This is a genomic window from Eisenbergiella massiliensis (assembly GCF_003435485.1).
In genome coordinates this window covers 18,765-38,137 of sequence record NZ_QVLV01000012.1, presented here as the reverse complement: position 1 = coordinate 38,137, position 19,373 = coordinate 18,765, and the positions used below count along the sequence as shown (strand labels likewise).

Genomic DNA, 19,373 nt, shown 5'->3' with positions numbered 1-19,373 from the left:
AGTAGTGCGGGGATTTGCCATGCCAAAATCATCGAATCAGAAGCTGAAGCTGCTTTACCTGCTGAAAATCCTGCGGGAGGAAACCGACGAGGAGCATTTCCTCAATTCCCAGCAGCTCATTGAGCGCCTTGCCCGGTGGGATATCAGCGCGGAACGAAAAAGTATCTATGATGATATTGCCCGGCTCATGGATTTCGGCTATGATATTGTCCATGTGAAAAATAAGGCCGGAAGCGGCTACTATATGGGTTCCCGGGAATTTGAGCTTCCTGAGCTGAAGCTTCTGGTGGACGTGGTTCAGGCCTCCCGTTTTATCACCCAGCGAAAATCCAGGGAACTGATACAGAAGCTGGAGCAGTTCGTCAGCGCCAAGGAAGCGACGCAGCTGCAGCGCCAGGTATATGTGGCGGGCAGGGTGAAGACGGAAAACGAAAGCATTTACTATAATGTGGATTTCATACACAGAGCCATCCAGGAAAACAGACAGATTTCCTTTCAGTATATGGAATGGACGCTGGATCGGAGGCTGGTTCCCCGTAAAGGCGGGGAGCGGTATGTGATCAGCCCCTGGGCGCTGTCCTGGAATGATGAAAATTATTATCTCATCGGCTATGATGCGGCAGCGGATCAGCTGAAGCATTACCGGGTGGATAAAATGGGATCCATCCAGCTGACGGCATTGGAAAGAGAGGGCGGCAGCGCTTTTAAAAGCTTTGATATCGCCGCTTATACCAATAAAACCTTCGGCATGTACGGAGGAAAAGAAGAGACGGTGTCCCTGGAGTTTGCGGACAGGCTGATCGGCGTGGTGATTGACCGGTTTGGAAAAGAAACGGACATCCGCAGACTGGCGGAGGGAACCTTCCGTATCCGGGTGAAGGTGGCTGTCAGCGGACAGTTTTTCGGGTGGTTGACAGGCCTTGGAATCCAGGCCAGGCTTACCGGGCCGCCGGATGTGGTTGAGGAATACAAAGAATATCTTAAAAAAATAAACAAACTGTATGAGGAAGGCCGTTTTGAGGAAGCATAACAGGGAACGGCAGACAGGAGGAAGACATGGAGCTTCATTTTGCATCCAGAATGAAGGATTATGAGGAAGGTATTTTTCAGGTATTAAATGAAAAGAAAAATGAACTGGAGCGGCAGGGGAGAAAGGTGTATAACCTTTCCGTGGGAACGCCGGATTTCAAGCCGCAGCAGAGGATCATCGACGCAGTGGTGAGCGCGGCGGGAAAGCCTGAAAATTATAAATATGCGCTTCGGGATCTGCCGGAGCTGACGGACGCGGTGATCAGCCGCTATCAGAAACGCTACGGCGTGCAGCTGGAGCCGGAGGAAATCATGTCCGTCTATGGTTCCCAGGAAGGAATCGCCCACGTGGGCCTTTCCCTCTGCGATGAAGGTGATATTGTCCTCGTGCCGGATCCGGGCTATCCGATTTTTGCCATCGGGCCGTCTCTGGCGGGAGCGAAGCTGGTAACCTATCCCTTAACGGAGGAAAACCACTGGCTGCCCGATCTGGAGGCGTTGGGGGAAACGGCGGATAAAGCAAAGTTTATGATAGTTTCCTATCCGATGAACCCCATATGTAAATGCGCCCCCCATTCTTTTTACGAGGAACTGATTCCCTGGGCGAAGGCACATGAACTGGTCATCATCCATGATAACGCCTATTCGGATATCATTTATGACGGAAGGCAGGGGATTTCCATTCTTTCCATTCCGGGGGCAAAGGAAGTTTGCGTGGAATTCTATTCCCTTTCCAAATCCTATAACTATACGGGGGCCAGGATGGGCTTCCTTACCGGAAACAGGGAGCTGGTGCAGAACTTCAAAAAGCTGCGTTCCCAGATTGACTACGGAACCTTCCTGCCTGTGCAGTACGGAGCCATTGCAGCGCTGACCGGGCCGGACGAGCCTGTGCTTCTCCAGTGTGAGGAATACAGGAAAAGAAGGGATGCCCTGTGCGGCGGCTTTCGTTCCATCGGCTGGAATGTGCCGGACAGCGAAGGCACCATGTTTGCCTGGGCGCCTGTACCGGAAGGTTTTGAAGACGATACCGCATTCGTCATGGAGCTTATGGAGAAAACAGGCGTGCTGTGTACGCCGGGAAGCAGCTTCGGCGAGCTGGGAAAAGGACATGTACGTTTCGCCCTCACCCTGCCTGTGGAGACAATCAGGGAGGCTGTGGAAGCAGTCAGAAGGAGCGGAATCCTTTCCAGATAACAGGAGAAAGGCAGATATCGGGACAGGGAAAGGAGAAGCAGCAGTTTGGCTATCCGGGCTGTTGCGGGAAGAAAAATGAAAAGCGGAAAATCCTCCGACAGGCATTGACAGAGAGGCCGGATTCCTTTATACTGATATCTGCCACTAGATATAGTGGTAAGAAATGTATATTTGGCAGGATATAGTATTTTTGCAGTGCTTGAAGGTGTTTGAAGGAATACAGTAGCTGCATAACTATCCTTTTATACTACATAACTGACAACGCATACCGCAAACCGGATGAGGGAAAAGGCAGAACGTGTACGGTGCCCGTCACGTACCGCATTCCAGCAACCGGATTTTTTTCCCGCTTTTGCGCTGACAGTAACGGGAAAGACGCGCCCCAACGGAGCAGATAGGAGAAGAAATGGAGAATACGGTACAAGGGCTTATGGAGAATGAAGAGCAGGATTACGGAAAAGAATACCAGACAAAGCTGGATGTAAAGGTGGTAAAGAAGGACGGGACAAGGGAGTCCTTCAATGTGCAGAAGGTGATAAATGCGGTGGGAAAAAGCGCTTACCGCGCCCTTACCAAATTTACGGATGAAGAAAAGAGAAGAATCTGCAGCTATGTCATTGAAAAGGTGGATGAGCTGGAATGCAGTGAGATTCCTATTCCTGTGATGCACAATATTGTGGAGAGCGCCCTGGAGGAGGTTAAGCCCATCGTGGCCAAAAGCTACAGGGACTACCGGAATTATAAGCAGGATTTTGTCCGTATGCTGGACGATGTGTACAAGAAGAGCCAGTCCATCATGTATATCGGCGACAAGGAAAACGCCAATACGGATTCCGCCCTGGTTTCCACGAAGAGAAGCCTTATTTTCAACCAGCTCAACAAGGAGCTGTACCAGAAGTTTTTTATGACAACGGAAGAAATCCAGGCCTGCAGGGACGGTTATATTTATGTGCATGATATGAGCGCAAGAAGGGATACCATGAACTGCTGCCTGTTCGATGTACAAAACGTCCTGTCCGGCGGCTTTGAAATGGGAAATATCTGGTACAACGAACCGAAAACCCTGGATGTGGCCTTTGACGTTATCGGCGATATTGTCCTGAGCGCCGCCAGCCAGCAGTACGGCGGCTTTACGGTGCCCAGCGTGGATCTGATACTGGAGCCTTATGCGCAGAAATCCTTTGACCGGGATATGAAAAAATATCTGGCGCTGGGTGTCCCGGAAGAAAAAGCGGAAGAAGTGGCCTATGCAGATGTGGTCAAGGAAATGGAGCAGGGTTTCCAGGGCTGGGAATATAAATTCAACACCGTGGCCAGTAGCCGCGGGGATTATCCGTTCATCACAGTGACTGCGGGCACGGGAACCGGACGTTTTGCGAAGCTTGCCACCGTTTCCATGCTGAAGGTGCGCCGGGAGGGACAGGGAAAGGATGGCTTCAGGAAGCCGGTGCTCTTCCCCAAGATTGTTTTCCTCTATGATGAAAACCTGCATGGCCCCGGAAAACCGCTGGAGGATGTGTTTGAGGAAGGGGTAAGGTGCTCCGCCAAAACCATGTATCCCGACTGGCTCAGCCTGACCGGAGAAGGCTATGTGGCCAGCATGTATAAAAAATACGGCAAAATCGTATCCCCCATGGGCTGCCGCGCCTTCCTTTCCCCCTGGTATGTCAGGGGCGGCATGCATCCTGCGGATGAAAAGGACGAACCTGTGTTTGTGGGCCGTTTCAATATCGGCGCGGTTTCCCTCCATCTGCCCATGATCCTTGCCAAGGCAAGACAGGAAAGCAAGGATTTTTATGAGGTGCTGGATTACTATCTGAACCTGATCAGGCAGCTGCATATCCGTACCTATGCCTATCTGGGAGAAATGCGTGCGTCCACCAATCCCCTTGCCTACTGCGAGGGCGGTTTCCTGGGCGGAAATCTGAAGCTTTCGGATAAGATCAAGCCGCTGTTAAAGTCGGCTACGGCATCCTTCGGCATTACGGCGCTGAATGAGCTGCAGATGCTCTATAACGGCAAATCCCTTGTGGAGGACGGCCAGTTCGCGCTGGAGGTTATGGAGCACATCAACAGCAAAATTAATGAGTATAAAGAAGAGGACGGCAACCTCTATGCAATCTACGGTACGCCGGCAGAAAACCTGTGCGGCCTGCAGGTGAAGCAGTTCCGCAATAAATACGGCATTATCGAAGGGGTATCCGACAGGGAATACGTGAGCAACAGTTTCCACTGCCATGTAACAGAGGATATCACTCCCATTGAAAAGCAGGATAAGGAAGGCCGTTTCTGGAACCTGTGCAACGGCGGAAAGATCCAATATGTAAAATACCCCATCGATTACAATATCGAGGCGGTAAAAACCCTCATCCGCAGGGCAATGGACAAGGGCTTCTATGAAGGCGTGAACCTTTCCCTTGCCTACTGCGACGACTGCGGGCATCAGGAGCTGGAGATGGATATCTGTCCCAAGTGCGGCAGCCGGAACTTGACCAAAATCGACCGGATGAACGGCTATCTTTCTTATTCCAGGGTCCACGGCGATACCAGGCTGAATGACGCCAAGATGGCTGAAATTGCGGAAAGGAAATCAATGTAGCATGCGTTACCATAACATTACTCATGAGGATATGCTCAACGGGGACGGCCTGAGGGTCGTCCTCTGGGTAGCAGGCTGCGAGCACTGCTGCCCGGAATGCCAGAATCCTGTCACCTGGGATCCGGAGGGCGGGCTTGCATTTGACAAAGCGGCAAAGGAAGAAATTTTTGGCCAGCTGGATAAATCCTACATATCAGGAATTACTTTTTCAGGCGGCGATCCCATGCATCCCGCCAATAAGGGAGATGTGCGGCAGCTGATGAAGGAAATCAGGGAAAAATATCCCGATAAAACCATATGGCTCTATACCGGGGATGTATGGGAGAATCTGTACAGGGATTCCATTATGAAATATGTGGATGTCTGCGTGGACGGGGAATTTGAAATTGCCAAAAAGGATGTGCGGCTGATGTGGAAGGGAAGCTCCAATCAGAGAGTGATTGATGTACAGGCCTCCCTGAAACAGGAAAATCCGGCGGTTCCCGTTCTTCACTGCCCGGATTATGCACCGGAAGACGGGGTATTTCAGAAAGGAGTGACAGGATGCGGAGAATAGCCAGATTTATGAAGGTGAGCAGGGAGCAGTTCACCGCTGATTTTAAGGATGCCTTTCCGGCATGCGGGCAGGAACAGATTGCACAGATTTATGATGCGCTGAAGCTTCCGGCAAGAGCGACCGGAGGCAGCGCGGGATATGATTTTTTTATGCCTATACAGATAGAACTGAAGCCTGGGGAAACCGTGAAGATTCCTACGGGAATCCGGGTAACCATGCAGCCGGAATGGGTGCTGCACCTTTATCCCAGAAGCGGGCTGGGCTTCAAATACAGGCTGCAGCTGAATAATACGGTAGGCATTATTGACAGCGATTATTTTAACAGCGACAACGAAGGCCATATTTTTGCTAAGATCACCAATGATTCCAATGAGGGAAAGACGCTGAAGCTTCAGGCAGGCGAGGGCTTTATGCAGGGTATCTTCCTGGAATACGGAATTACTGAGGATGACGAGGCGGACGGCGTGAGAAACGGCGGCTTTGGCAGCACGACTAAGAATGCATAAGGGAGCTCCTTTCCGGACAGACTATATCTATATGTCCGGAAAGGAGTTTTTTGCTTATGTCTGAGGAAAAAATGGCGACAGGCCTTGAGTCAAATATGACCTGGCTGAATAAAAAGCTGAAGGCTGACCAGAATTTCGACGTGGTTTACAGGGTAATCCATGTGGGCGGGAAAAATGCCTGCATTTACTTCATCGACGGCTTCTGCAAGGATGAACTGATGCAGAAGCTGCTGCAGCAGTTTATGGGGATTACTGCGGAAGATATGCCGAAGGACGCCCATGAAATGGCCAAAAGCTTTGTACCGTATGTGGAGGTGGATCTGAAGGACTCCTGGGAGGAAATCCTCTACAGCCTGATGTCCGGCGTATTCGCCCTGTTTGTGGACGGCTTTGACAAATGCATCCTCATTGACTCCAGGACCTATCCCTCCAGGGGAGTGGAGGAGCCGGAGAAGGATAAGGTGCTCAGAGGCTCCAAGGACGGCTTTGTGGAAACCATTGTTTTCAACACCGCGCTTATCCGGCGCCGCATCCGTTCCACGGAGTTGGTGATGGAAATGATGCACGCCGGCAAAAGCTCCAAGACAGATATTGTACTGTGCTACATGGACAACCGGGTGGATCATGCCTTCCTGGAAAAAATACGTGACCGGATTAAACACATTCAGGTGGACGCCCTGACCATGAACCAGGAAAGCCTTGCGGAGTGCCTGTATGACAGGAAATGGTACAATCCTTTTCCGAAATTCAAATTTACCGAGCGCCCCGACACCGCATCGGCCCAGGTGCTGGAGGGAAATATTATCATCCTGGTGGACAATTCCCCCTCCGTACTGATCATGCCCACATCCATTTTTGACGTGGTGGAGGAAGCGGACGACTACTATTTTCCCCCTATTACAGGAACCTATCTGAGATTATCCAGGTTTATTATCGCGGTGCTTACCTACCTGATGACGCCCACATTTCTGCTGCTGATGAAGAATCCGGATTTGATACCAAGGGGCTTTGAATTCATTATGGTAAGGGATACGGTGAATATTCCCCTCTTCTGGCAGTTTTTGATACTGGAGCTGGCGATTGACGGCCTGCGGCTGGCCGCGGTGAATACGCCCAATATGCTCAGCACCCCGCTGAGTGTCATGGCGGCCCTGGTGCTGGGGGAATTTTCCGTCAACAGCGGCTGGTTCAACTCTGAGGTCATGCTTTATATGGCTTTTGTGGCGATAGCGAATTATACGCAGTCCAGCTATGAGCTGGGCTATGCGCTGAAATTCATGCGTATCCTGAACCTGATTCTCACCGCTGTTTTCGGAATCTGGGGATATGTGGGGGGAATTATACTCTGCATCCTTTTTATGTTTACCAACCGCACGGTGTCCAATCAGAGCTATGTCTACCCGCTTTTTCCCTTTAATGCAAAGCAGCTGGCAAAACGCCTTTTCCGCCTGCGCCTTCCGGGCGCCCTGGATCCGGTGAGGGAAGAAAAAAAATAAAAATACGGATATGGGAGCAGGCCGGAAAGAGAACATCTGGAGGCCTGCTTTTTTCCTGTTCGTAAAAACAGCTTCGTAAAAAGGTGTTTTTTGTTCTTACGTAGAAAAAGGTTCAGAATTTGCTGAAAAAATAAATACATTCATATATATTTTCTTGTTTCCGGCGACTAACCGTGCTAAAATAAAACGAGCGTATTAATCCGCAATCGGATATGAGGAGGAAGAAGATGGCCGGTTTTAAAATTGTTACAGACAGTACGGCAGATTTGCCGAAGGACTACATAGAACAGAATCAGCTGGGCGTAATGGTGCTGCCTTATATTGTGGAAGGCGTATCTTACGGTATTGACAAGGAAATGGATGTCAAAGATTTTTATAATAAGATGCGGGGAGGCATGATGCCAACTACTTCCCAGGTGAATCCGGAATCCGCCAGAGAATATCTGGAAGGCTACCTGGAGGAAAGCAGGGAAATCCTGGTGATGTCCTTTTCCTCCGGCCTGAGCGGCACCTATAACAGCGCCTGTGTGGCGGCGCAGGAAATCATGGCGGAAAGGGACGACTGCAAAATTATCGTAGTGGATACCCTGTGCGCTTCCCTGGGAGAGGGGCTTCTGGTCCACAAGGCCGTGGAGCTTAGGAAACAGGGGAAGAGCCTGGAAGAAACCGCAGAATGGGTGGAAAGCCACAAGCTTAATCTGGTACATGTATTTACCGTGGATGATTTATTCAACCTTCACCGGGGCGGAAGAGTAAGCAAGGCCACAGCCATTGTAGGCACGCTGGCAAGCATCAAACCCCTTCTCCATGTGGACAACGAAGGCCACCTCATAGCTGTGGGCAAGGTCCGCGGCAGGAAGAAATCCCTGCACAGCCTGGTGGATATGATGGAACAGAGAATTGGCAGCTACAGGGACAAAAACGACTGCTTTTTCATCAGCCACGGCGATTCCCAGGAGGATGCGGAATACGTACGTGACCTGGTAAGGGAACGGTTTGGAATTGAAAGCTGCATTATTAATTATGTAGGCCCTACCATCGGCGCCCATTCCGGCCCCGGAACCATAGCGCTGTTTTTCCTGGGAGACTACAGATAGAAACCGTCTGCTGTGCCCTGGCGGACATATCCGCAGGCAAAATAAGAGCAGTACTGTGAAAAAGACAGCAATAACGATTAAGACCCGGCGGGAAGCCGGGTCTTTTTGGAAGGAGGAAAATATTAGGTTCAGAGTCACTGGCTGCATCTGTATATGCAGGGTTATTTTTTACATCTATCGAATTCAGGATTGAATGCGTAGAAGTTTTTGCTGTCGAGTTTTTCCTGGACGATACGGAGTGCTTCACCGAATCTCTGGAAATGAACAACCTCACGCTGTCTCAGGAAGCGGATAGGGGCGGCCACTTCAGGATCCCTGACAGTCCTCAGTATGTTGTCATAAGTGGTACGCGCCTTCTGTTCGGCAGCCAGATCCTCAGTCAGGTCAGAAATAATATCGCCCTTGGACTGGAATTCGCAGGCATTGAAAGGAATTCCTCCGGCAGCCTGCGGCCACAGAGCGGTGGTATGATCGATATAATAAGGACCAAAACCAGAGTTCTCAATTTCTTCCATGGAGAGATTTTTGGTCAGCTGATAAACGATAGCTCCTATCATTTCAAAATGCGCAAGCTCCTCGGTGCCGATATCCGTAAGCAGCCCGGCCACTTCACGATAAGGCATGGTATAACGCTGAGAAAGATAACGCATGGATGCGCTCAGCTCGCCGTCGGGCCCGCCATACTGAGAAATAATGAACTGTGCCAGCTTGGCGTTAGGCTCCGTAATTTTTATAGGAAACTGAAGTCTTTTTTCATAATTCCACATCTATGCTTCACACCCCTTCCCATGGAAGAGGCGCCATGCCCCATTTCCATTCCTTGTTAAAAGAATCAGCGGTTGCCAGGTTCAACGGATAAAACTTAGCCGCGAATTCGGCGGACATTTTGTTCAGCATCCGGTTATAATAATTAAAATAATTCAAAGCTTCCCTGTCGTGAGGATGGGTATCCAGATACTCGGTAAGCTCAACCACTACGAAGCTTGCGATACCGATATTCATCAGGCTGCGTTCCTGTTCCGCATTCTGACAGGGAGTACAATTCTGATTGCTCATTATATACATCTCCTTCCTGTAAAGGGTTTGATCAATTCAGGAAAGATAGTACCGCACCGGAAGCCTTCTTCCAGATCCTCGCAGATAACAGGCTCACGCTGCCACGGGACATAGGCCATAGCTATGGGAAAATCATCGATATTCTCGACATAGTTATCATTAAATTCCTGCATAAAACTCCTCTCATATACTACATACTTTTTTAATACTATAGTATGAGGGGAAAAGATATTTGCTACTTAATATCGCCCGCTTTCATGCTGTTCATTCAGCCACCTCACAAGCTCGTCCACAGAATCCGGCACATTCGGATACTCCTTCACCACCTTCTGCTCCTCAGGCGTCTTCACAAAACAGAACTTATCCGGATACACAACCGCCCTGATACAATCCCCGCTTTTTACCAGATAATACCGCATCCCCTGATAACTGCCCGTCAAAGGCTCCTTCTGGATAAAATTAAAAGAAATTTCTTCCTTACAAATCATAAACCACACCATCCTTTCATCATCCGCATCCAATTACCAAGTATACCACGCCCACCCCCAAACTCCAACACTCCGGTCTCCAAAATCCCAGCTTACAAAATCCCCGGACAGGCCGAAGGCCAATCACTTCCCCACAGAACCCGCAGCCGGGGCGGTATTAAAACCCTCCATTTTTTTTACAGTTGACAACCCGTGAGTATAAGAATATAATCCTAATTGAGAATGGTTATCAACTGAAAGAGGAAGGACGAAGCAGTCATGACACTCTATGAAGGGCAGACAGGCGGCCGGTATCTTGTGGCAGATATGAAGATAGAAGAAGATATCTCCAGAAGACTGCAGGCATTGGGTTTAATCGAGGGAACGAGATTAAAGCTTCTGAACCGTAAAAAAAACGGTTCCTTAATAATTTATGTGAGGGGAACCAGGCTGGCCCTGGGAAAACATATTACCTCCGGAATCGAAGTAGAGGAGGTGGAAGAGGATGCAGAGAGATAACCATGTACATGTGGCGTTTGTGGGAAATCCCAACTGCGGAAAGACAACGCTGTTTAATGCGATAACGGGTTCCAAGCTTAAGGTGGCCAACTGGCCCGGCGTCACCGTGGAAAAATACGAAGGCACGCTGGAGTATGAAGGCTATGGATTGAAGCTGGTGGATACCCCCGGCATTTACTCCCTGACCTCTTATACCATAGAGGAAAAAGTAACAAGGAAATGTGTCCTGGATGATGATATCGAAGTCATTGTAAATGTAGTGGATGCATCCTGTCTGGAACGTAACCTTTACCTGACGCTTCAGCTGCTGGAATTGGGCAAGCCGGTCATCCTTGCCCTTAACATGATGGATATTGTAAAGGAACGGGGAATGGAGATTGACATGCACCGCCTTCCGGAAATGCTGGGTGACATCCCGGTGGTTCCCGTTTCCGCGGCCAAGCGGACCGGCCTGGATATCCTGATGCATGCGGTGGTCCATCACTATGAAGAAGGCCCTAAAAACGACATTCTGGATTACGGCCCGGCGGTGGAAGAGAAGCTTGCTCTTCTGGAAGAGAGGATGCAGTCGAAATACCCCAATCATTCCTCCGTCCGCTGGCATGCCATAAAGCTGCTGGAAAACGATGAGGAGGTAAAAAAGGATCATCCTCTGGAAGTGGAAAGCATTGTAGATCGTAACTATGAAAAGGATATCACGGAAAAGAAATACGAATATATAGAAAAAGTCATCCAGGAAGTGCTTTTTTACAAGGACAGGAAAGCGGCGAGCACGGACCGGATAGATAAGGTGCTGACCCATCCCGTTTGGGGCGTGCCGGTATTCCTGTGCATTATGGCGCTGGTATTTTTTCTTACCTTTTTTGTTGGCGATTTCCTGAAGGGTGGATTGGAATATGCGCTGGGAATCATATCGGAGCTGGTGAGAGCGGGAATGACCGGTCTGCATGTGGCTGACTGGATGATTTCCCTGATTGTTGACGGAATCATAGCGGGTGTGGGAGGTATCCTTACCTTTGTCCCTAATATTTTTATCCTGTTCCTGGCGCTTGCCATTCTGGAGGACAGCGGCTATATGGCAAGGGTAGCCTATGTTATGGATGGCATTATGGGAAAGGTGGGGCTTTCCGGAAGGGCCTTCCTTCCTATGGTACTGGGCTTTGGCTGTACGGTTCCTGCAATTATGGCCACCAGGGCGCTGGAAACAGAACACGACAGAAGAAGGACAATGGTCATAACGCCTTTTATGTCCTGCTCGGCAAGACTGCCTATATATGTTCTGTTTTCGGAAATGTTTTTCCCGCAGTGTGCCATGGTGGTGGCCTTTTCCATGTATGTTATCGGAATGGTAATGGGCATCCTGGTGGCCATGGTGCAGCATAAGCTGGAAAAAGGCAAGATCAACCAGTCTCTGATGATAGAGCTTCCAGAATATAAGCGCCCCAATGCAAGGACGATAAGAACCTATGTGTGGAATAAACTGAAGGATTACCTGACCAAGGCAGGAACTACGATTTTTGTGGCCTCGATCATTATCTGGTTTATCCTGAATTTCGGCATTCACGGCATGGTATCCGATCCTGCGGAAAGCTTCGGCGCGGCGCTGGGAAGGATTTTGGTGCCTGTCCTGCGGCCTGCCGGCCTGGGGCTGTGGCAGATAGCGGTTGCACTGATTTCAGGTATTTCCGCAAAAGAAGTGGTGGTTTCCTCCTTCTCCGTCCTGTTTGGCGTCTCCAATGTGAATTCGGCAGCAGGTATGGCCTCCATCGTGCAGAATATCCAGCATTTTGACCCGGCCTTCGGAGGGCTGAACGCCTTCTGCCTCATGCTTTTCTGCCTGCTTTACGTCCCCTGCGTAGCGACAATGGCAACCATTAAAAAAGAAAGCGGTTCCTGGAAGTTCACAGGCGGTATCATGCTTTTCCAGATTGGCCTGGCCTGGCTGGTAAGCGTTCTTGTATTCCAGATCGGCAGTTTTTTCATATAGGAAGGATGGCGGGGGATTAATGTATCCGCCAATGGATACAGGGCAAAGCATTTTTCCTCGCTTTGCCCTGTATTTATTGAAATTGCGGACTATCCAGCCTGCAAAGGAAGCCCTACAGTTAATCCGACAGGATTTCACGAACGCTGTTTACCGTAATATGGCAGGCGGCGGAGATTTCTTCCTCATTCTTTCCCTCGCCGGCCAGGCGGATTACAGCCTTTGCCAACTGGATTCCCTGGGCCCTCCCCTGAGCCCTTCCCTGGGCTTTTCCCTGCTTCAGCCCTCTTTTTAAGCCTTTTTTAATTCCTCTTTCTTCTATTGCTTCGCTCAAATTACACATCTGCCTCAGCTCCTTTCCCAATTCCTGTTCCATAACCAGGCCATAATTTTCTGCCAGTAACCTTTCTTTTTCCGCCGCATCCATAGCAGGAGACAGCAGTGTATTCAGAAATCCATGCAGCTTTGCGTAATTACCTTCCGGCGCCTCTTCATTCAGGCAGATAATGACAACCGACAGCTTGTCATAGCTTGCCTGCTGTTCCGGGATTGCTCCGATAAGATCCTGTTTGGCAATCCGGTATTCCGACATGGCATTTCCTATATGCTTCGGGGCGTTCATGCATATCCAGATACTGTATACCTTCTTCAGTTCGTCATAATCGGAAGCCGTAAATTCTCTGTCCAGCTGCTCCGACAGCATCCTTGCACCATAGAAGATTCCTCTGGTAACAATGTGGTATTTCTGATAAAATTTCTTCTGCGCTTCCACATTAAGCAGCAGCTTTACCGCGGCAGGCTTACTTTGCCCGGGAAGCAGGGCGCGGAACCGGATGTCATAGGTGAGGCTTCCCTCTCCGGGGACCTTGCTTTCCGTGTTGTCACCTGTGATTAAAAGCTCATTGTCTCTCTTCCCGCCAGGCTTTACCGGCACCCTGGAGACTTCAATTCCCGGCTCAATCCATTCCGTGATTTCTTCCGCACAGCAGCCTGCATATTCGCTAACGGCGCCCTGCAGGATACGGGCCAGAACCTGCCTGCTGCTCAGGATTCTTTTTACATGTTCATCGTACTGTACTTTGATGCCGGCTGCGTCAAGTTCTTCAGCGATCAGCGTCCTTTTTTTCATTGTACCTCCTTTTGAGGGCAGGAACGCGGAGCTTGAAAGAAAAAATGACGCCTGGTGTTCCTGCCGTTTTATAAAAATGTGATTTTGCGGCAGAAACTGCCAGAATGTGCGAATGCACAAAAAAATAAGACTATTATGATGATACTTTATATCTGTTAAAAAGTCAATTAACAATTCACACAAAATTATCCGGACAGGTTACTGTTGCCCCCGTTTGGACTCCTGCCATCGGCGCCCTGTGACCGCGTCTCTGTGTACGCCAGCCGGCTTAGATGGCAGGAGCCCAAAAGGGGGGCAACAGTAACCCGGACAGTGAATCACGAGGGAAAAATCTCTTGATTTAGCAGGCTTTTTGTGTAAGAATAGGAAAAGATGGAAATGATGTAAAACAACGGTGCCTGTGAGTAACACCTGTGAAATTCAGGTGACGGGAAAAACAGGCTGACAGGAATGGAGGTTGCAGGTGAGAGGAATTGACACTCAGGTAAGACAAATCCGCAGGCGTGTGTTTAAGGAAGTTGCCAATCTGGCATATACATCGGAGAACCTGAAGGATGATGTGGAGGCGCTGCCGTACAGTATTGTGGGCGCCGACGCGCCGGCCTACAGGGACAGTATTTACCGGGAGAGAGCGGTAGTGACGGAACGGATCCGTATGGCCATGGGGCTTTCCCTGCGGCCGGAAAACGTGCCGGTACATCTGACGCAGGGGCTGGATGAAAGCAATATTGATCAGAAGTACTATGAACCGCCGCTTGTACAGGTCATTCCCTCCGCATGCAATGCCTGTCCGGAAAACCGCTATGTGGTCACTGATAAATGCATGGGCTGCATGGCGCATCCCTGCAGGGAGGTCTGTCCCAAGGAGGCTGTCTCCATGGTGGACGGCAAGTCCCATATCGATCCGGAAAAATGTATCCGGTGCGGTAAATGCAAGGCTATCTGCCCCTATGATGCAATCAGTCATCAGGTGCGACCTTGTGCGGCAGCCTGCGGCGTGAATGCGATTGAAAGTGATTCCCAGAAAAGAGCGGTAATCAACGAGCAGAAATGCGTTTCCTGCGGTCAGTGCATGGTGAACTGCCCCTTCGGCGCGATTGCTGATAAATCCCAGATTTTCCAGCTGATTAAGGCCATCCGTTCCGGAAGGAAGATCATTGCCCAGGTAGCGCCCGCTTTTGTAGGCCAGTTCGGCCCCGGCGTAACGCCTGACATGATTAAGACGGCGCTGAAGCAGCTGGGTTTTGCGGACGTATATGAGACGGCCATCGGCGCTGATATGGGTGCGGCCGCGGAAGCCGAGCACTACGTGCATGAGGTTGCCACCGGAGAGCTGCCGTTTCTGCTCACCTCCTGCTGCCCTTCCTGGTCCGTGCTGGCAAAGAAATTTTTCCCGGAAACCATTGACAATATTTCCAATGCGCTCACGCCCATGGTGGCAACAGCGCGCAAAATCAAAGAAGACCATCCGGATGCTTCCGTAGTATTTATAGGCCCCTGCGCTTCCAAAAAGCTGGAGGCTTCAAGAAAGAGTGTGCGTTCCGACGTGGATTTCGTCATCACCTTTGAAGAGCTGGCAGGCATGTTCGATGCAAAGGGCATTGAATTAAAAGGCGTGGAACCGGAGGATACCATGGCGGATGCCACCGGGGCGGGCCGCGGCTACGGCGTGGCGGGCGGTGTTGCCAGCGCGATTGAGGCCTGCATCCGGGAATATTATCCCGACGTGGAGGTGAATATCGAGCATGCGGAGAGCCTGGCGGAATGCCGGAAGATGCTGATGCTCGCCAAGGCGGGCAAGAAGAATGGCTGCCTGATCGAGGGGATGGCCTGTCCCGGAGGCTGTATTGCCGGAGCCGGAACCAACATTGCGATACCACAGGCCATGAAGGAGGTCAACGCCTTTAAAATGGCGGCGGAAAAGAAAATTCCGGAAGTTACAAATAAGAAAGAAAGCGAAGGATAAAAAAGTGACAAAAATAAGAACCCGTTTTGCACCAAGCCCCACAGGACGTATGCATGTGGGAAACCTGCGTACCGCGCTGTACGCCTATCTGATTGCCAAACATGAAGGAGGGGATTTCATCCTCCGCATCGAGGATACGGATCAGGAACGTTATGTGGAGGGCGCTGTGGATATTATCTACAGGACCCTGGAGAAAACCGGCCTGAAGCATGATGAAGGACCGGACAAGGACGGCGGGGTCGGCCCCTATGTACAGAGTGAGCGCCAGGCGCAGGGCATTTATCTGGAGTATGCGAAACAGCTGGTTGAGAAGGGCGAGGCCTATTACTGCTTCTGCGATAAGGACAGGCTGGCCACGCTGACCCGTACTGTGGCGGGCAAGGAAATCAATGTATATGACAAGCACTGCCTGCAGCTTTCCAGGGAAGAGGTGGAAGCAAAGCTTGCGGCGGGCGTTCCCTATGTTATCCGACAGAACAATCCCACAGAAGGCACCACAACCTTCCATGATGAGATTTACGGGGACATTACGGTTGATAATGCAGAGCTTGACGATATGATTCTGATTAAATCCGACGGCTATCCTACTTATAATTTTGCCAACGTGGTAGACGACCATCTCATGGGAATCACCCACGTGGTGAGAGGTAATGAATACCTTTCCTCTTCCCCGAAATATAACCGCCTTTATGAAGCCTTTGGCTGGGAGGTGCCTGTTTATGTGCATTGTCCGCTGATTACGGATGAAGAGCACCATAAGCTGTCCAAACGCTGCGGCCATTCCTCCTATGAGGATCTGGTGGAGCAGGGCTTTTTAACGGAAGCTATCGTGAACTTTGTGGCCCTTCTTGGCTGGAGCCCTGAAAATAATGAGGAAATTTTCTCCCTGGAGGAGCTGACGACGGAATTTGACTACCGCCATATGTCCAAGTCCCCTGCCGTATTCGACTATACCAAGCTCAAATGGATGAACGGGGAGTACATTAAGGCCATGGATTTCGACCGTTTTTACGGCCTGGCCGAGCCTTATCTGAAAAAAGCGCTGACCAGGGATGTAAATCTGAAGAAAATTGCCGAAATGGTAAAAACGAGAATTGAAACCTTCCCGGAAATCGAAGAGATGGTGGATTTCTTTGAAACGCTGCCGGAATACGACGCAGCCATGTATACGCACAAAAAGATGAAGACAAATACGGAAAGCTCCCTGGAGGTCCTGACGGAGCTGCTTCCCATCCTGGAAGCACAGGAGGACTACAGCAATGATGCGCTGTACCAGACGCTGGTAGCCTATGTGGAGAAAAAAGGCTGTAAAAACGGCTATGTTATGTGGCCGGTACGCACCGCGGTTTCCGGAAAGCAGATGACGCCTGCGGGCGCAACGGAAATCATGGAAGTCCTTGGAAAGGAAGAGTCTCTTGCCCGTATCCGTGTGGGCATTGAGAAGCTTAAAGATGCCTGATTCCGGTAAAAATTCAGTCAACTTAGGCCAGATGACGGCCATAAAGCACGAGAACGGAGCCCTGCTTGTACTGGCAGGGCCCGGTTCCGGAAAAACTTATACAATTATCCAGCGTATTCTTCATCTGATAGAAAAAAGTAATGTGGACCCGGCGTCCATTCTTGTGATTACCTTTACCAAAGCTGCCGCAAGGGAAATGAAGCAGCGGTTCCGGCAGAAGACGGCAGGCAGGGCCTGGCCGGTGAATTTCGGAACCTTCCACGCAGTCTATTACCATATTCTGAAAACATCCTGTCATTACCGATCCGGTAATATTATATCCGATTACGAAAAAAGAGAATTACTGAAAACTATCCTGCAAAGACCGGGCTTTACCTGTACGGACGAGGAGGAGACAATTGACAGCCTGCTGGGTGAAATCAGCCGGTTTAAAAACGACGGCTGCCCGCCGGAAAACAGGGATCCGGAATGCGGCCTGATCAGCCGGGAGGAATTTGCCCGGCTTTACCGATCCTATGATGAGGCTCTGCGCCGGGAGGAAAAGCTGGACTTTGATGACATGGTTTTAAGATGCCGTGATCTGCTTGTATCCCGGCCGGACATACGGAAGGCCTGGCAGCAGAAATTCCGCTACATTCTGGTGGATGAATTCCAGGATATCAATCCCATGCAGTATGAAGTGCTGCGCCTGCTTGCGCAGCCTGAAAACAACCTGTTTATCGTAGGAGACGACGACCAGTCGATTTATGCCTTCCGCGGCGCGAGGCCGGAAATCATGTTAGGCTTCAGGCAGGATTATCCGCAGGCAGGTATCGTGGAGCTCACACAAAATTACCGCAGCACGCCGGAAATTGTAACGGCTGCGGGACGGCTTATTGCCGCAAATAAAAGCCGTTTTATAAAAAAGGCGCAGGCGGTAAGCCCTTCCGGGGAGCCGGTGCTTTACCGGGGCTATTCCACAAGAGATGAGGAAAATGAGAGCATTGCAACCGAAATCGCCCGTTTCCCGGAAGACTTTAACGAAACAGCGGTAATTTACCGTACCAACCAGGATGCCGCGGCCATGGCGGAGAAACTGACGGAAAAAGGAATTCCCTTCCGTATGAAGGAAAAGCTGAAAAGCCCTTACAGACAAATGGCGGCGCAGGATGTCCTTTCCTATCTTTCCTTTGCCCTGGAAGGCAGGAAGCGGAAGGATTTTTACCGCATCATGAACCGCCCGTCGCGGTATATCAGCCGCAGCGCAGTGAACGGCGAAACGGTGGATTTTGAAGAATTGTTTGATTTTTATGCAGAAAAACCGTATATGAGGGAAATCCTCCGGAAATTCCAGATGGATCTGGAGCGTCTTAAAAGGATGGATTTATACGCGGCAGTCAACTACATACGCAGGGGAATGGGGTATGACGAATATCTGGTAAGAACTGCGGCGGAGAAGGGAACGGATAAAAATGAACTGTTGAAGGAAGCGGAATGGTTCCAGAAGCAGGTCAGACAGTTTCGCAGTCTGGAACAGTTAAAGGAGCATATCGCCCTTTATGAAAAAGAACTGGAAAAGGCCGGCCGTGATCCCGACAGCAGGGAGGGCGTATCCCTGCTTACCATGCACGCCTCCAAGGGACTGGAATTTGATACCGTTTATATCCCTGACTGTAATGAAGGCATAATTCCCCACAGGAAGAGCATGAAGGATGAGGCGGTGGAAGAGGAGCGCCGCATGCTCTATGTGGCCATGACCCGTGCCAGGAAAAGGCTGACATTAACCTATGTCGCCGGAACGAAAGAGGAACCGGGATTCCTCTCCCGGTTCCTCACAGATCTTGTCAGACAGTCTGTCCTTCAGTAACGGTTCATACAAGCAGACCGTTACGCACATAAGGACCGTTATGCACATCCGGCCATAAAAATACGATGCGCGATGAGCCGATGTTTATTTTTCCGGATCGATAAGCTCATCAAATTCACAGTTATCCAGATACTCATCAAAAGCATCCGCTACCATTTCATACTCATCATCGTCCTCAATATAACGCAGCTCCGGTTCTTCGTCAGGATTCTCTTCGTTTTCCGAATATCCGTAGAACCAAACCTCTCCGTCCTCATTCTGTCCGCTTTCATCCAGCGGAAGCAGCACAATGTAGCTCTTTTCCGCCACATCCAGAATTGTAATCACCGCACAATTCACAAGAGTGCCGTCCTCCAGCTCCAGTTCCACGCTCATTTCCTCTTCAGGCTCACCCGCAGGCATCTTTGCATTATCTTCGCTCATGAATCATCCTCCATTATTCCTTTTCACAGGATCCTGTGTTGCTA

Annotated in this window: 18 protein-coding genes; 12 read left to right on the top strand and 6 right to left on the bottom strand. The window is 50.2% G+C overall.

Annotated elements, in window-relative coordinates; translation table 11 throughout:
* Positions 1 to 19: 19 nt before the first annotated feature.
* The 7 genes from DXC51_RS17135 (at position 20) to DXC51_RS17105 (ending at position 8,480) form a co-directional block, all read left to right on the top strand.
* Positions 20 to 1,030 carry a helix-turn-helix transcriptional regulator gene (locus tag DXC51_RS17135; RefSeq protein WP_021636361.1) on the top strand — a complete coding sequence of 337 codons (1,011 nt, stop codon included), beginning with the start codon at positions 20 to 22 and terminating at the stop codon, positions 1,028 to 1,030.
* 26 nt (positions 1,031 to 1,056) lie between these two features.
* Entirely contained in the window at positions 1,057 to 2,226 is a 1,170-nt protein-coding gene (locus tag DXC51_RS17130) for a pyridoxal phosphate-dependent aminotransferase (protein ID WP_117545012.1), read from the top strand.
* 430 nt (positions 2,227 to 2,656) lie between these two features.
* Positions 2,657 to 4,825, top strand: a complete 2,169-nt coding sequence (nrdD, locus tag DXC51_RS17125) for an anaerobic ribonucleoside-triphosphate reductase (protein WP_083492970.1) — start codon at positions 2,657 to 2,659, stop codon at positions 4,823 to 4,825.
* A 1-nt stretch (position 4,826) separates the two neighbouring features.
* Complete coding sequence (gene nrdG / locus DXC51_RS17120; protein ID WP_025491064.1) at positions 4,827 to 5,381, top strand: anaerobic ribonucleoside-triphosphate reductase activating protein; 555 nt, start codon at positions 4,827 to 4,829, stop codon at positions 5,379 to 5,381.
* Positions 5,369 to 5,887 (top strand): dCTP deaminase/dUTPase family protein, encoded by a 519-nt coding sequence (locus DXC51_RS17115; RefSeq protein WP_021636355.1) that lies wholly within the window; start codon positions 5,369 to 5,371, stop codon positions 5,885 to 5,887. Before nrdG ends, DXC51_RS17115 begins: the two co-directional genes overlap by 13 nt.
* Before the next feature lie 56 nt (positions 5,888 to 5,943).
* Positions 5,944 to 7,383: a spore germination protein gene (locus DXC51_RS17110; protein WP_181970128.1), complete on the top strand. Its 1,440-nt coding sequence runs from the start codon at positions 5,944 to 5,946 to the stop codon at positions 7,381 to 7,383.
* A gap of 227 nt (positions 7,384 to 7,610) precedes the next feature.
* Positions 7,611 to 8,480 carry a DegV family protein gene (locus DXC51_RS17105; RefSeq protein WP_025491067.1) on the top strand — a complete coding sequence of 290 codons (870 nt, stop codon included), beginning with the start codon at positions 7,611 to 7,613 and terminating at the stop codon, positions 8,478 to 8,480.
* 161 nt (positions 8,481 to 8,641) lie between these two features.
* Here DXC51_RS17105 and DXC51_RS17100 read toward each other — a convergent pair whose 3' ends face one another.
* From DXC51_RS17100 to DXC51_RS17085, 4 genes are all read right to left on the bottom strand, one after another.
* Complete coding sequence (locus tag DXC51_RS17100) at positions 8,642 to 9,247, bottom strand: manganese catalase family protein (RefSeq protein ID WP_021636352.1); 606 nt, start codon at positions 9,245 to 9,247, stop codon at positions 8,642 to 8,644.
* Between the two features lie 7 nt (positions 9,248 to 9,254).
* Positions 9,255 to 9,536, bottom strand: a complete 282-nt coding sequence (locus DXC51_RS17095) for a spore coat protein CotJB (RefSeq protein WP_025491068.1) — start codon at positions 9,534 to 9,536, stop codon at positions 9,255 to 9,257.
* A complete protein-coding gene (locus DXC51_RS17090; protein WP_021636350.1) occupies positions 9,536 to 9,709 on the bottom strand; it encodes a spore coat associated protein CotJA in 174 nt (57 codons plus the stop codon). The genes DXC51_RS17095 and DXC51_RS17090 overlap by 1 nt, the downstream gene beginning before the upstream one ends.
* Before the next feature lie 66 nt (positions 9,710 to 9,775).
* A complete protein-coding gene (locus DXC51_RS17085) occupies positions 9,776 to 10,024 on the bottom strand; it encodes a GNAT family acetyltransferase (RefSeq protein ID WP_147332375.1) in 249 nt (82 codons plus the stop codon).
* A gap of 258 nt (positions 10,025 to 10,282) precedes the next feature.
* Between DXC51_RS17085 and DXC51_RS17080 the strand changes: the two genes are divergently transcribed.
* Together DXC51_RS17080 and feoB are read left to right on the top strand one after the other, a co-directional pair.
* Positions 10,283 to 10,522 (top strand): FeoA family protein, encoded by a 240-nt coding sequence (locus DXC51_RS17080; protein ID WP_117545010.1) that lies wholly within the window; start codon positions 10,283 to 10,285, stop codon positions 10,520 to 10,522.
* Positions 10,509 to 12,509: a ferrous iron transport protein B gene (feoB, locus tag DXC51_RS17075; RefSeq protein WP_117545009.1), complete on the top strand. Its 2,001-nt coding sequence runs from the start codon at positions 10,509 to 10,511 to the stop codon at positions 12,507 to 12,509. Before DXC51_RS17080 ends, feoB begins: the two co-directional genes overlap by 14 nt.
* A gap of 118 nt (positions 12,510 to 12,627) precedes the next feature.
* Here feoB and DXC51_RS17070 read toward each other — a convergent pair whose 3' ends face one another.
* Complete coding sequence (locus tag DXC51_RS17070) at positions 12,628 to 13,635, bottom strand: hypothetical protein (protein ID WP_117545008.1); 1,008 nt, start codon at positions 13,633 to 13,635, stop codon at positions 12,628 to 12,630.
* 463 nt (positions 13,636 to 14,098) lie between these two features.
* Here DXC51_RS17070 and DXC51_RS17065 point away from each other — a divergent pair, with 463 nt between their 5' ends.
* Genes DXC51_RS17065 through DXC51_RS17055 form a run of 3 tightly spaced genes read left to right on the top strand, consistent with a single transcriptional unit; the run spans position 14,099 to position 18,906 of the window.
* Positions 14,099 to 15,601, top strand: a complete 1,503-nt coding sequence (locus tag DXC51_RS17065; protein ID WP_243003220.1) for a 4Fe-4S dicluster domain-containing protein — start codon at positions 14,099 to 14,101, stop codon at positions 15,599 to 15,601.
* 4 nt (positions 15,602 to 15,605) lie between these two features.
* Entirely contained in the window at positions 15,606 to 17,060 is a 1,455-nt protein-coding gene (gene gltX / locus DXC51_RS17060; RefSeq protein WP_117545006.1) for a glutamate--tRNA ligase, read from the top strand.
* On the top strand, positions 17,053 to 18,906 hold the full coding sequence (locus DXC51_RS17055) for an ATP-dependent helicase (protein WP_117545005.1): 1,854 nt from the start codon (positions 17,053 to 17,055) through the stop codon (positions 18,904 to 18,906). Before gltX ends, DXC51_RS17055 begins: the two co-directional genes overlap by 8 nt.
* A gap of 84 nt (positions 18,907 to 18,990) precedes the next feature.
* Here the strand turns inward: DXC51_RS17055 and DXC51_RS17050 are convergent, their stop codons facing one another.
* Entirely contained in the window at positions 18,991 to 19,329 is a 339-nt protein-coding gene (locus tag DXC51_RS17050) for a DUF1292 domain-containing protein (RefSeq protein ID WP_021636341.1), read from the bottom strand.
* Positions 19,330 to 19,373: the final 44 nt, after the last annotated feature.

Coding starts and splice junctions, on each gene's coding strand:
- DXC51_RS17055 (WP_117545005.1), top strand. CDS start 17,053: ATGCCTGATTCCGGTAAAAATTCAGTCAACTTAGGCCAGATGACGGCC.
- DXC51_RS17105 (WP_025491067.1), top strand. CDS start 7,611: ATGGCCGGTTTTAAAATTGTTACAGACAGTACGGCAGATTTGCCGAAG.
- DXC51_RS17110 (WP_181970128.1), top strand. CDS start 5,944: ATGTCTGAGGAAAAAATGGCGACAGGCCTTGAGTCAAATATGACCTGG.
- DXC51_RS17050 (WP_021636341.1), bottom strand. CDS start 19,329: ATGAGCGAAGATAATGCAAAGATGCCTGCGGGTGAGCCTGAAGAGGAA.
- DXC51_RS17130 (WP_117545012.1), top strand. CDS start 1,057: ATGGAGCTTCATTTTGCATCCAGAATGAAGGATTATGAGGAAGGTATT.
- nrdG (WP_025491064.1), top strand. CDS start 4,827: ATGCGTTACCATAACATTACTCATGAGGATATGCTCAACGGGGACGGC.
- DXC51_RS17095 (WP_025491068.1), bottom strand. CDS start 9,536: ATGAGCAATCAGAATTGTACTCCCTGTCAGAATGCGGAACAGGAACGC.
- DXC51_RS17085 (WP_147332375.1), bottom strand. CDS start 10,024: ATGATTTGTAAGGAAGAAATTTCTTTTAATTTTATCCAGAAGGAGCCT.
- DXC51_RS17070 (WP_117545008.1), bottom strand. CDS start 13,635: ATGAAAAAAAGGACGCTGATCGCTGAAGAACTTGACGCAGCCGGCATC.
- DXC51_RS17090 (WP_021636350.1), bottom strand. CDS start 9,709: ATGCAGGAATTTAATGATAACTATGTCGAGAATATCGATGATTTTCCC.
- DXC51_RS17115 (WP_021636355.1), top strand. CDS start 5,369: ATGCGGAGAATAGCCAGATTTATGAAGGTGAGCAGGGAGCAGTTCACC.
- DXC51_RS17135 (WP_021636361.1), top strand. CDS start 20: ATGCCAAAATCATCGAATCAGAAGCTGAAGCTGCTTTACCTGCTGAAA.
- DXC51_RS17100 (WP_021636352.1), bottom strand. CDS start 9,247: ATGTGGAATTATGAAAAAAGACTTCAGTTTCCTATAAAAATTACGGAG.
- DXC51_RS17080 (WP_117545010.1), top strand. CDS start 10,283: ATGACACTCTATGAAGGGCAGACAGGCGGCCGGTATCTTGTGGCAGAT.
- nrdD (WP_083492970.1), top strand. CDS start 2,657: ATGGAGAATGAAGAGCAGGATTACGGAAAAGAATACCAGACAAAGCTG.
- feoB (WP_117545009.1), top strand. CDS start 10,509: ATGCAGAGAGATAACCATGTACATGTGGCGTTTGTGGGAAATCCCAAC.